Source organism: Natronomonas salinimetallica (assembly GCF_013839515.1).
Taxonomy (GTDB): Archaea; Halobacteriota; Halobacteria; order Halobacteriales; family Haloarculaceae; genus Natronomonas.
The window spans coordinates 1-11,908 of sequence record NZ_JACDNQ010000022.1; the positions used below are offsets into that span (position 1 = coordinate 1).

10 protein-coding genes and 1 tRNA gene are annotated in these 11,908 nt (G+C 66.7%); 8 read left to right on the forward strand and 3 right to left on the reverse strand.

Annotation, left to right across the window (positions count from 1 at the left end):
* Positions 1–21 precede the first annotated feature (21 nt).
* The 3 genes from HZR14_RS13720 (at position 22) to HZR14_RS13730 (ending at position 4,864) form a co-directional block, all read left to right on the forward strand.
* Positions 22–624, forward strand: coding sequence for an NADPH-dependent FMN reductase (locus HZR14_RS13720; protein WP_181693466.1), 603 nt, complete (start codon positions 22–24; stop codon positions 622–624).
* A 283-nt stretch (positions 625–907) separates the two neighbouring features.
* Positions 908–3,076 carry an OB-fold nucleic acid binding domain-containing protein gene (locus HZR14_RS13725; protein WP_181693444.1) on the forward strand — a complete coding sequence of 723 codons (2,169 nt, stop codon included), beginning with the start codon at positions 908–910 and terminating at the stop codon, positions 3,074–3,076.
* 93 nt (positions 3,077–3,169) lie between these two features.
* A complete protein-coding gene (locus tag HZR14_RS13730) occupies positions 3,170–4,864 on the forward strand; it encodes a tRNA uridine(34) 5-carboxymethylaminomethyl modification radical SAM/GNAT enzyme Elp3 (RefSeq protein WP_181693445.1) in 1,695 nt (564 codons plus the stop codon).
* A 61-nt stretch (positions 4,865–4,925) separates the two neighbouring features.
* Here the strand turns inward: HZR14_RS13730 and HZR14_RS14525 are convergent, their stop codons facing one another.
* Complete coding sequence (locus HZR14_RS14525; protein WP_255479284.1) at positions 4,926–5,048, reverse strand: hypothetical protein; 123 nt, start codon at positions 5,046–5,048, stop codon at positions 4,926–4,928.
* Between the two features lie 92 nt (positions 5,049–5,140).
* On the opposite strand from HZR14_RS14525, the gene pdhA reads away from it, so the two are divergent.
* Positions 5,141–6,262: a pyruvate dehydrogenase (acetyl-transferring) E1 component subunit alpha gene (gene pdhA, locus HZR14_RS13735; RefSeq protein ID WP_181693446.1), complete on the forward strand. Its 1,122-nt coding sequence runs from the start codon at positions 5,141–5,143 to the stop codon at positions 6,260–6,262.
* Positions 6,263–6,327: 65 nt separating this feature from the next.
* Here the strand turns inward: pdhA and HZR14_RS13740 are convergent, their stop codons facing one another.
* Positions 6,328–7,668, reverse strand: coding sequence for a cytochrome P450 (locus HZR14_RS13740; protein ID WP_181693447.1), 1,341 nt, complete (start codon positions 7,666–7,668; stop codon positions 6,328–6,330).
* Positions 7,669–7,753: 85 nt separating this feature from the next.
* On the reverse strand, positions 7,754–8,941 hold the full coding sequence (locus HZR14_RS13745) for a redox-regulated ATPase YchF (protein WP_181693448.1): 1,188 nt from the start codon (positions 8,939–8,941) through the stop codon (positions 7,754–7,756).
* Between the two features lie 194 nt (positions 8,942–9,135).
* Between HZR14_RS13745 and eif1A the strand changes: the two genes are divergently transcribed.
* The 4 genes from eif1A (at position 9,136) to HZR14_RS13765 (ending at position 11,712) form a co-directional block, all read left to right on the forward strand.
* Positions 9,136–9,420, forward strand: coding sequence for a translation initiation factor eIF-1A (gene eif1A / locus HZR14_RS13750; protein ID WP_181693449.1), 285 nt, complete (start codon positions 9,136–9,138; stop codon positions 9,418–9,420).
* Between the two features lie 144 nt (positions 9,421–9,564).
* Positions 9,565–10,860, forward strand: a complete 1,296-nt coding sequence (gene aglM / locus HZR14_RS13755) for a UDP-glucose 6-dehydrogenase AglM (protein WP_181693450.1) — start codon at positions 9,565–9,567, stop codon at positions 10,858–10,860.
* Between the two features lie 83 nt (positions 10,861–10,943).
* Positions 10,944–11,552, forward strand: coding sequence for a tRNA (pseudouridine(54)-N(1))-methyltransferase TrmY (trmY, locus tag HZR14_RS13760; protein WP_181693451.1), 609 nt, complete (start codon positions 10,944–10,946; stop codon positions 11,550–11,552).
* Between the two features lie 87 nt (positions 11,553–11,639).
* A tRNA-Pro gene (locus HZR14_RS13765) sits at positions 11,640–11,712 on the forward strand.
* The last annotated feature ends 196 nt before the right edge of the window (positions 11,713–11,908 follow it).

The window sequence follows — 11,908 nt, forward strand, 5'->3', positions numbered from 1 at the left end:
CCCCGTTCGGCAGGCGAGAAGTTGCCAGCGGGGACACGGGACTGGCCCGCTGTCCCGCGCTGGAATCCTCGCGCTTCAGCGCGGGGAGGATGTCAAACGCGTCCCGCCTGTCGGAAGGTCCTGGCCGCCGCCACAGCGTTCGACGACGTCGAAACGGACTGTATCGACCTCCGTGAGCTCTCGTTGCCGGTGTTCGATGCCGACGCGGACGGCGCGGGAGACGCGGCGGAACTCAGAGCGCGGATCGGTGCCGCCGACTCGATCGTCCTCGGCACACCCGTGTATCACGGCTCGTACTCCTCGGCCCTGAAGAACGCCCTCGACTACTGCGGGTTCGACGAGTTCGAGGACACGACGGTCGGAGTGCTCTGCGTCGCCGGGGGATCGTTCCCGACGACGACGCTCGAACACCTCCGATCGGTGGCGCGGGCGCTCAACGCCTGGGTCGTCCCGCACCAGGTAGCGATTCCGGCGGCGAGAGACCGCTTCGAGGACGGAGAACCCATCGACGGCGGCACCCGCGACCGGCTCGAGGTGCTCGGCCGGCGAATGGTCGAATACGGGCGAATCGAACCCGACCCCCGGACGATCGAGTCGACACAGAACGTCGGCGCCGACGACTGATACTGGTGGACGAAATCAAATAAAACCGACTCACGAGTGATCCGCCGTTCGCTCCGTCGAGCGGCGTGATCCTCGTGCGTCGTGTGTACATTCTTTTGTCCGTCAGTATGATACGAACGGTTGTCGTCCGGGAGCGCTCACCGCCCACACCGTGCCGGCGGTGACCGGTACGTCGGTACAGCGATCCGTGCGACCGGTCGATATCCGATCCCCTCGCGACCCCCGATCGCTCCTCGCACCGATTCCGACAACCGTTTTAAGCCCCGACTGTTGTGTTCCGCTAATGGGTAACTGTATCATTTGCGGTACGTCGACCGACGGACCGATCTGTGAGGTCCACGAGGAGGACGTCGTATTCGAGTTCGAGGGCAACCAACCGTCGCAACTGAAACCCGGGCGTTTCTACGTCGGCACCGTCGACGGGTACGCCGATTTCGGCGTGTTCATCAACATCGGGAACGTAACTGGGCTTCTCCACCGGAGCAAACTCGATAGCCGTCTCGAGAGCCTCGATTGGGAGGTCGGTGACGAAGTCTGCGTCCAGGTCAACAACGTCCGTGACAACGGCGATATCGACCTCAACTGGTCGATCCGGCAGTCGCCCGAGGACTTCCGCGGACAGCTCGTCCAGACGCCGGAGGGCGATCGGCTCTCAGACCCCGAAACGGAGGCCGGGAGCGACGAATCCGAACCCGAGACCGACGAATCCGAACCCGAACCCGAGACCGACGAATCCGAACCCGGACCCGAGACCGACGAATCCGAACCCGAACCCGAGACCGACGAATCCGAGGCCGCTAAGCCGGAGCAGGCGGCCGAGCCATCCGGGGACGAAGCGGCCGTCGACGAGACGGAGCCACCGGCCGAGACCGGCCACACCCCCGGAGAGCCGGGGACGACCGGCGGTGCGGACGAACAGACCGGCGGCAACCCGGGCGACGCCGAACTGAGCGAGATCGCCGTCGACCCCGGTCGCGTCACGGTCGACTCCATCGGGGACCACGTCGGCGAGACGGTCCAACTCGAAGGCACGATCGATTCGGTTCGACAGACCTCCGGGCCGACGGTCTTCGAACTCAAAGACGAGACGGGGATCGTCGACTGTGCGGCGTTCGTCGAAGCCGGCGTCCGGGCCTACCCCGAGATCGAGACCGACGACGTCGTCCGCCTGGAGGGAGAGGTTCGGGTCCGACGCGAGGAGATCCAAGTCGAGACGGACTCGATCGAGGAACTGGACGAGGAGGCACGGGCCGCCGTCGAGACTCGGATGGAGGAAGCCCTCGACGATCGTGCGAGCCCCGAGGCGTTCGAGCCCATCGCCGAGGATCCCGAGATCGACGCGATCACCGACGATATCGAGGCCGTCGCGACGGAGATCCGCCGTGCGGTCATCGACTCCCGCCCGATCGTCGTCCGACACGACGCGACCACGGACGGCTACGTCGCCGGCGCGGCGATCGAACGGGCCGTGCTACCGCTTATCGAGGCCGAACACGGGACCGCCGACTCGGTGTATCACTACTTCGACCGTCGCCCGCTCGAGGACGGCGTCTACGACATGAACGATGCGACGAAGGACGCCACCCGAATGCTCGGCGACAAGGACCGCCACGGCGAGAAGATCCCGCTTTTCGTCTTCGCCGCCGCCGGATCGACGGCCGCCTCCGCCGACGGACTCGACCTGTTGGACATCTACGACGCCCCGCGGATCGTACTCGATGGCCGGGGGGCCGACGACGCGGTCACGGGTCGGACCGACTCACTCGTCACCACCGAGACCCGGACGGCCTCGACCGTCGCGGCCACCCTCGCCGCCGCCGTCAACGGCGACGTCCGCGGGGACCTCCGTCACCTGCCGGCGATCAGTTACTGGAGTGACGCCCCCGATACGTACGTCGACGCGGCCACCGAGGCCGGGATCGATGCCGCCTCGACGAAGCAGCTTCGGGAGGCGATCGCCCTGGAGGCGTACTATCAGTCCTACGAGGACAAACGCGAACTCATCATCGACCTGCTGTTCGAGACGCGGACCGGCCTCGCGGCACAGGTCTCAGAGCAGTTCGTGACGAAACTCGACGCCGAACTCGACACCGTCGTCCCGAACCTCGAAGAGCGAACCGAAGCGGGCGTCTCGGTGAGCGTCCTCGATACGGACGCCTATACCCACCGCTATGACTTCCCGCCGACGCGGCTCCTGTTGGACGAACTCGACCGCCGACTCGACTCGACGATCGTCATCGGCGTCGGCACCGACGAACTCCACGTCCGAACCGAGGGCGCACTCGACCTGGATGCCGTCGTCGCCGACCTCGCCGCCGAAGTGCCGGATGCCGGCGTCTCGAACCCCGGTGCCCGCGAGCCGAAGATCGAGTTCCTCGCCGGCGAGCGCGAGGCCGTCATCGACGCCGTCGTCGAGGCCGCCGCGGCCTCGATCGCGGCCCCGTCGGCCTGAACCGCTCGGAAACGCCGACGCCCCCGTCTCGATGGCGGCCGGCGCTCGTAACCGCTAGCCATTTGTCGTCTGATCCCGTTGTGTCGGTAGCGAATGAGTACCGACGTCGATCCCGCCGAATCCGAGGCGTTCGAGCGCGTCTGTGAGTCGCTCGTCGAATCTATTCTCGCGGACGAGATCGACCGTGAGGACCTCGAACGTGCGAAGATGGACGCCTGCCGGGAGCACTCCTCGCCGAAGGTCCCGAAGAACACGGAAGTGCTCGATTACGCCCCCGAAAAACACCGCGAGGAGTTAGAGCCGGTGCTTCGTCGAAAACCGGTCCGGACGGCCTCGGGCGTCTCCCCGGTCGCGATCATGACCTCCCCGCACATGTGTCCGCACGGGAAGTGTCTCTACTGTCCCGGCGGCCCCGCCTCGGAGTTCTCCTCCTCACAGAGTTATACCGGCCACGAGCCGGCGGCCGCCAGGGGCGTCCAAAACGACTACGACCCGTACGGGCAGGTGACCCTCCGGCTCCACCAGCTGCGTGAGATCGGCCACCCGGTCGACAAGGTCGAACTCATCCTGATGGGCGGAACGATGACCGCCCGCAGCCACGATTACCAGGAGTGGTTCCTCAAGCGCGCCCTCGAGGCGATGAACGACTACGACCCCGACGCCCCACCCACGCCGAGCGAAACAGAGTCGTTCAAACCCGATCCCGAGACGACGGAGTTCCGCTATCTCGAGGACGTGATCGCGGAAAACGAGACGAACGGGATCCGGAACATCGGGACGACCTTCGAGACCAAACCCGACTGGTGTGACCCCGAACAGATCGACCGGATGTTGCGGCTGGGCGGGACGAAAGTCGAGGTCGGCGTCCAGACGACCTACGAGCGTATCAACCGCGAAATGCACCGCGGCCACGGGATACAGGCCTCACTGGATGCGAACCGCCGGCTCCGAAACGCCGGGTTCAAAGTCGGCTTCCACATGATGCCCGGTCAGCCGGGGATGTCGAAGGAGATGTGCCTACAGGACTTCCGGGAGCTGTTCGAGAACACCGACTGGCGCCCGGATTACCTGAAGATCTATCCGACGCTCGTCGTCCGCGACACCGTCACCTACGACATGTGGCGCAACGAGGAATACGACCCCCTCACGAACGAGGAGGCCGCCGACCTCGTCGCCGAGATCAAATCGCTCATCCCCCGATACACCCGCCTCCAGCGCGTCCAACGCGACATACCGGCGGACTTCATCGACGCCGGCGTCTGGAAGTCGAACCTCCGGCAACTGGCGAGACAGCGGATGGACGAACACGGCTGGAGCTGTGAGTGCGTCCGCTGTCGCGAGGTCGGCATGAACGACGAAGCCCCCGGCGAGGCCGAGTTGGACACGCTCAGCTACGAGGCGGCCGGCGGGACGGAGCACTTCATCTCGATCGAGGATTTCGAAAAGGACCTGTTGATCGGCTTCTGCCGGCTCCGGTTCCCCGGCGATTCGCCGGGCGGGACGTCGCATCCGAGTTCGGAGTCGACCGGCGCGGAACTCGAAGACGCCGCGTTGGTGCGCGAACTCCACGTCTACGGCGGCGAGGTCGCCGTCGGCGACGAGAGCGGCGAGGACCACCAACACAAAGGGTACGGCCGCCGGCTCCTCGGGGAGGCCGAGCGGATGGCCTCCGAGGCCGGCTTCGGGAAGCTCTCGGTCATCTCGGGGATCGGAGCCAGACAGTACTACCGGGAGAAACTCGGCTACTACCAGGACGGGCCGTACGTCTCGACGCGGCTCGATCGGTGAGTACGGGGGCAGACGCCCCCGATCCGATCCCGGCGGCTATACCACGATCCGATCCCGGCGGCTATACCACGAGCCCGACGAGCTGGTACAGTAGCCCGAGTCCGAACGTGGCGATCAAGACGAGGGTCGTCCCGACGACGACCGGCGAGAGCTGATGTTCGTCGTCGATGACGTAGTCGGTCATGTCCGTACTGGCGTGAGCGATGGATTTATATATAGCGCTTCGTTTCCGAGCGGGGACCACAGAGCTATGTTCCCGCGGTCGGTTACCCCGATATGGACTTCGAGGACGCGGACGTCCACCGACGCCTCGACGCCGACGGCCGGCCACTCGAGCGCGGCTACGAACCACCGCTGTCCGAGGAACGGCTTCTGGAGCTGTACCGCGACATGCGGCTCTCGCGGCATTTCGACGAGCGGATGATAAGCCTCCAGCGGCAGGGACGACTCGGCACGTACGCCTCCTCGGCCGGACAGGAGGGATCCCAGTTCGGCTCGATGTACGCCCTCGCCGAGGACGACTGGGTGTTCTATCAGTACCGCGAGCACGGCGCGGTCATCGACCGCGGCGGCCTCGCCGACTACGTCCGCTACTGGATGGGCCACGAGGCGGGGAACGCGACGCTTACCGAACACCACGTCGCGCCGCTGAACATCTCGATCGGCGCACACGTCCCGCATGCGACGGGGATGGCGTGGGCCTCGAAGCTCCGGGGCGACGACAGCGTCGTCGTCTGTCACCTCGGCGACGGGGCGACGAGCGAGGGCGACTTCCACGAGGGACTCAACGTCGCGGGCGTCTTCGACGTCCCGGCGGTATTCATCTGCAACAACAACAAGTGGGCGATCTCCGTGCCCGCCCAGTCCCAGACCGCCAGTCGGACGTTCGCAGACAAAGCCGAGGCCTACGGCTTCCCGGGCGTCCGCGTCGATGGGATGGATCCGCTCGCGACCTACGAGGTCGTCGCCGAGGCCACAGAGCGCGCCCGCGACCCCGACGCGAGTCCGCCCGAGGGCGCGACCGGCCGGGCGAGACGTCCGACGCTCGTCGAGGCCGTCCAGTATCGCTTCGGTGCCCACACGACCGCCGACGACCCCTCGGTCTACCGCGACGACGAGGAACTCGAACGCTGGAAGCGCTGGGACCCGATCCCGCGGCTGGAGACGTTCCTTCGCGAGCGCGGGAGCCTCGACGACGAGGCGATCGAAACGATCGAGACCGGGATCGAAGAGACCGTCGCGGAGGCGATCGATCGCGCGACGGACGTCGAGTGCGATCCCGACGACCTCTTCGAGGACGCCTACGCCGACCTCCCCGACCGGGTGCGAGAGCAGCGCGCGTCCCTCCGACGTCTCCGCGAGGAGTACGGGGACGATGCGCTCTTGGAGGACCACTAAGACGGGGCGTCCTCGCCGGGGGCGACGACGGGCCGGCCGCTCGGCGGACTCGGCCGCCGGATCCCTCACTCGATCGGGGTGATCGTCGCGGGGACGCCGTCGGCGGGACGCAGCGTCGGGGTCAACCGGAGGTCTTCGAGCGCCGTCTCCGGGACGTCGACGTCGAACGCCCCGGCGATCCGCGCGAGGACGAGCGTCGCGCCGGCCAACGCGAAGCCCTGCCCGATACAGGCGTGGGGGCCACTGGAGAAGGGCCTGTATGCGTCGACGGCGTTCGGATCGCGTCGCGTCCAGCGGTCGGGATCGAACGCCTCGGGGCTCTCGAAGTGGCGGCTATCGCGCTGGATCGACCAAAACGGCATGATGACGGCCGACCCGTCCTCGACGACGTATTCGCCCAACTCGACGTCGCCGTTGGCCTGGCGGAACACCGCCCACGCGGGCGGATACAGCCGGAGCGCTTCCCGGTACGCCCGTTTCGTGTACGACAACTCCGTGAGGTCGTCGTGGGTCAACGGCCCGTCCCCGAGCACTTCGGCAGCCTCCTCGCGGACGCGACGGCGCGCTTCCGGGTGCCACGAGAGCAGACTCAGGGTGTAGGTGAGGCTCAACGCGGTCGTCTCGTGGCCGGCGATGAGAAACGTCGCCACCTCGTCGCGGATCTGGTTGTCCGGGTAGTCGACGTCCGGGTCGTCCGCCGCCCGAAGGAGCATCGTGAGCATGTCCCGTGACTCGGGCCGTTCGCCCTCGGCGAGCGAGGTCCGACGCCGCTCGATGAGGTCCTCGCTCAGCTCGCGAATGCCCGCCGCCGCCTCGCGGAACTCCCCCGAAACCGACATCGGCACCCACTCCGGGAGGACGGTGTCGATACCGAACTCGAACTCCTCGCCCGCGACCCGCATCCACTCGTGGAACTGATCGGCCTGGGCCGTGCCGATGTCGGTTCCAAGGAGGATTTCGGAGGCGACCCGAACCGTGAGCGACGTCATCTCGCGGTGGAGGTTCGTCTCGTGGGTACCGCGCTCGGCCCAGCGCGCCGCGCGTGCTTCGATCCGTTCGCCCGTCGTGTTCGCGTAGGCGGTGACCTGCTGGCCGCCGAAGGCGGGGGCCATGACCGAACGCTGTTGGGACCACAACTCGCCTTCGCTTTGGACCAGCCCGTTCCGGGCGATCATCGCGGCCGCGTCCTGGGCGGGAATCCGCCGGAAATCGTCCGGGCGTTCGAGCGCCTCGCCGACGAGCGCCGGTCCCGTCAGAACGACGAGCGGGGGCCTGCCGGGGATCGGAACCGAAATCCCGTCGCCGTATCGGGCCTGGATCCCGTCGAGAAACCGCATCGTATCGGTCCCGAACCGGAGTCCGTTTATCAATCCCGCCTCGGGCGGCGCGGGGAGTCGCGATGGCATACGTATCGGTCGGCCCTCGCGGTCTTGGGGCTTTCGCGCCCGGCAGCCGCCTCCGGAACCGCGTCTTTCGAGTCCGTCGGACCGTTCAGTTCGTCGTCGTGATCTCGACGACGTCACGGTGGGACAACTCGGTATCGGCCCCGATCTGTCGCTCCGTGCGAACGTCGTGGGCGTGCAAAAAGCCCTCGCCGATGTCGGTGTGCAGAAAGTAGGCGAACTCCTCGGCGGTCGAGCCGCCGGGGAAGACGAAACAGTCCTGCAGGAAGGAGCCGTCGTCCTGTGGCGTTCGCGCGCCGGGGAACACCGCGATCGCGCCCAACTCCCCGAACAGCGCCGTCTCGATGGCCCGCTGGACGCCGGTCCCGCCGAACTCGTCGAGGAACCCGCGTATCTGCTCGAGCCCGGTTCGCTTCTCCTCGGGGAGGTCTCCGAGAATTTCGAACCCGTCGTCGCCGGGTCGGTAGTCGAGCAGCCCGGCTTCCTCGCCGTTCTTGAGCGCTTTTTCGGCGTGGGCCGAGACCGGAACGATCGTCAGGTGCTCGTAGTCGGGATCGGCAGTGATCTCGGTGTAGTTCTCTCGGGCAGCCTCGGTGTCGGCTTTGTTCGCCGCGATCACCATCGGCTTCGTTCGGATCCGGATCTCGCGGGCCAGTCTCTCGCGGTCCGCCTCGTCCCAGGCGTCCGGATCGAGCGCCAGATCGAGCGAGAGGATCACCTGCTTGAGTGCCTCCTCTTTGATGCCGAACGCCGACATCTGCTCGGCGAGGTCGGCCTCGATCGCCCGTTCCTCGCCGCCGTAGCCCGATCGGTAACGTTCGATCCCTTTCTCTAGGATGTCGAGATACCACATGTCGAGTTCGGCTTCGAGGAAGTCGATGTCCTCGCGGGGGTCGTGGCCCTCGGTCGGTTCGCCCTCCATGTCGGTTCGGCCGGTGAAATCGACGACGTGGATCAACACGTCGGCCTCGTTGAGGTCCGAGAGGAACTGGTTGCCGAGGCCTTTCCCCTCGTGGGCACCGGGGACGAGCCCCGCCACGTCGACGAGTTTCGTCGGGACGAACCGGATGCCGTCGGCGCAGTAGCCGTGGTTCGGCGTGCAGTCGTGGCCGAACTCCGGCCCCGCGCAGTCGACACGGACGTACGCCTCGCCGATCGAGGGGTCGATCGTCGTGAAGGGATAGGCACCTTCCGGGACGTCGTTCATCGTCGCCGCGTTGAACAGGGTGGACTTGCCGACAGAGGGCTTGCCGACGAGTCCGATCGTGTAGCTCATTACAGTAGTGGAGTCGAACGCGCCGCTAAAGGGTTGTCAAACGGGTCGAGAGCGGGTGAGAGTAACACGCGAGCCGACGGCGGCCCCCCGGAGCGAAGCACGACGTCCCCCGATCTCACACGGCTCGGTGTCGCCGTGTCACGAGGTCCCACTGCTCCCGAACCACTTTAATGCCGGGGGAGCGTATATATACCGTGAGCGAAGAGACAGGGCGCAAAAATCTGCGAATGCCCAACGACGACGAGCTGTTCGCGGTCGTGACCCAACACGACGGTGGGAACCACGTCCGGGTGCAGTGTGAGGACGGCAAGAACCGCATGGGCCGGATCCCCGGTCGTATGAAATACAGGGTCTGGATCGAGGAGGGCGACACCGTCATCGTCGAACCCTGGGACTGGCAGGACGAGAAAGCCAACATCGAGTGGCGCTACGACAGTCAAGACGCCGACCAACTGCGCCGCGAAGGCCACATCGAATAACCCTCACACTGGCCCGCAGAACGGCCGCGCGACGACAGCCGTGAGCGGATAGCACGGCGATGTTGCAGACGCGTTTTTGATTGATTGATCCCTCACCGGACGGAGAGCCCAACGCTGAAACCCCCCGGCGGCGAACGGCGGCGTATGAACGTAAGCGTCGTCGGAAGCGGCTACGTCGGGACGACCCTCTCGGCGTGTCTCGCCGATCTGGGCCACGATGTGACCGCGATCGACGTCGACGAGGAGACGGTCGATCGACTCAACGCGGGCGAGACGACGATTCACGAACCGGGGCTCGACTCGCTGGTGTCGGCCTACGCCGGCAGTCGACTGCGGGCGACGACGGCCCACGCCGACGCGGCCGAGACCGATCTCACCTTCCTGGCGGTCGGAACGCCCGCGAAGCCCGACGGCTCGATCGACGCGTCGGTCCTGCTCGCCGCGGCCGAGGACGTCGGGGAGGCGATCGCCGAGAAGGAAGGCTACCACCTCGTCGTTGTCAAATCGACCGTCCTACCCGACGTGCTCGAAGACGAACTCGTTTCGGCGATCGAAGCGGCCTCGGAGGGGACGGAAAGCGGTGACGTCGGGGTCGCAGCCAATCCCGAGTTCCTGCGGGAGGGCAGCGCGGTACGGGATTTCATGGAACCCGACAGGATCGTGATCGGGACCGACGGCGACGAGCGCGCGCTGGATCGCCTCGCCGAACTCTATCAGCCACTCATAAGCGACTGGGATATCCCGGTCGTCGAAACGGGCCGTCGGGAGGCGGCGATGATCAAATACGCCAACAACACGTTCCTCGCGGCGAAGGTCAGCCTGATAAACGATATCGGTAACGTCTGCAAGGCGTTCGGCGTCGACGCCTACGAGGTCGCCGACGCCATCGGCCTCGACTCGCGTATCAGCGGCGAGTTCCTGCGCTCGGGGGTCGGATGGGGAGGGAGTTGCTTCCCGAAAGACACCGCCGCGCTGGTCGCCGGTGCGGAGTCAGTCGGCTACGAACCGGCGATGGTTCAGGCGGCGATCGACCTCAACGACCGCCAGCCCGAACGCCTGCTCGAACTGCTCGATCGCCACGTCGACGTCGACGGCGAACGCGTCGCCGTGTTGGGTCTCGCGTTCAAGCCCGGCACCGACGACGTCCGCGGAACCCGCGCGAAGCCGGTGATCGAGGGGCTCCTCGAACGCGGTGCCGAGGTGATCGCCTACGATCCTCGCGCCGCCGAGGCGATGGCCGAGGAGTTCCCCGACGTCGAGTACGCCGACTCGGCGGCGGCGGCGCTCGAGGGGAGCCGTGGCGCCGTGGTCGTCACCGCGTGGCCCGAGTTCGCCGGTCTCGACGCCGAGTTCGACGCGATGGCCGATCCCGTCGTCGTCGACGGCCGCCGGGTCGTCGAACGCCGCGAGGGGATCACCTACGAGGGCCTGACCTGGTAACCGATACGGAAAGCGGCTGGGGGCCGGGCCACGCCGGTCGGCGGAAACGGGGTGCATTTATAAACGCCGCCCCCACGCCCCGTATGCGTCAGTTCATCGTCCGCTCACACGACCTCACCGCCGACGCCGAGGTCAGCCTCGACGATCTCCCGGGTACTGGCCGCCTCGATCTGCTCTCGCGGTGCGTCACGAGCGCGCTGTTGTGTTCACACGACGTCCGTGAGGACGTCCGCGTCTCGATCGTCGTCGACGGCTACGTGGTCCGCTTCGAGGGGTCGGACGTCAGGCGACTCAACCCCGACGAGCGCTCGACAGCGGCGCGGATCCGGGACGCCCTCGAGGCCCGCGAGGGGGCGATCGGATCGATGGCGGCCCATCCCTCGCCCGGCGTCTCGATCCGGCAGGGAACCCTCGAATCGGTTGTAAACGGCCTCGATCCGGGGGCGACGCTCGTCGAACTCCACGCCGCGGGACGGCCGATCGTCGACGGTGCCCCCCCGAGTGACCCCGTCTTCGTCCTCTCGGATCACCACGAGTTCACGGCCACGGAGGCAGACCTGCTCGACGCGTCGGCCGACGAACGGGTCTCGCTCGGACCGGACGCGCTCCACGCCGATCAGGCGATCACCGTTGCTCACAACTACCTCGATACGGACGGGTACACCGAGTACTCCGGTGGGTCCGGTGCGTGATACCGCCGGCAGTCCGTCCGCGATCGGCCCGTTCGGGTGCCGTCCTTTCGGAAGGATTAAACGACCCAGCGACGTTACTTCGAGTGCGGGCCGGTGGGGTAGCTTGGTATCCTTCGGCCTTCGGGTGGCCGTAACCACGATTCAAATTCGTGCCGGCCCACTTCTTCCCGCACTCGATACTGGAGACCCATCTATCGGGTGGCCGTAACCACGTCCCTGCGAGCGAAGCGAGCAGGGGCTCGTGGAGCTTCGCTCCACGGCGATTCAAATTCGTGCCGGCCCACTTCTTCCCGCACTCGATACTGGAGACCCATCTATCGGGTGGCCGTAACCACGTCCCTGCGAGCGAAGCGAGC

Bases quoted from the DNA above. Each gene is read 5' to 3' on its own strand.
- HZR14_RS13725 (WP_181693444.1), top strand. From the start codon at position 908: ATGGGTAACTGTATCATTTGCGGTACGTCGACCGACGGACCGATCTGT.
- HZR14_RS13730 (WP_181693445.1), top strand. From the start codon at position 3,170: ATGAGTACCGACGTCGATCCCGCCGAATCCGAGGCGTTCGAGCGCGTC.
- HZR14_RS14525 (WP_255479284.1), bottom strand. From the start codon at position 5,048: ATGACCGACTACGTCATCGACGACGAACATCAGCTCTCGCCGGTCGTC.
- pdhA (WP_181693446.1), top strand. From the start codon at position 5,141: ATGGACTTCGAGGACGCGGACGTCCACCGACGCCTCGACGCCGACGGC.
- HZR14_RS13740 (WP_181693447.1), bottom strand. From the start codon at position 7,668: ATGCCATCGCGACTCCCCGCGCCGCCCGAGGCGGGATTGATAAACGGA.
- HZR14_RS13745 (WP_181693448.1), bottom strand. From the start codon at position 8,941: ATGAGCTACACGATCGGACTCGTCGGCAAGCCCTCTGTCGGCAAGTCC.
- aglM (WP_181693450.1), top strand. From the start codon at position 9,565: ATGAACGTAAGCGTCGTCGGAAGCGGCTACGTCGGGACGACCCTCTCG.
- trmY (WP_181693451.1), top strand. From the start codon at position 10,944: ATGCGTCAGTTCATCGTCCGCTCACACGACCTCACCGCCGACGCCGAG.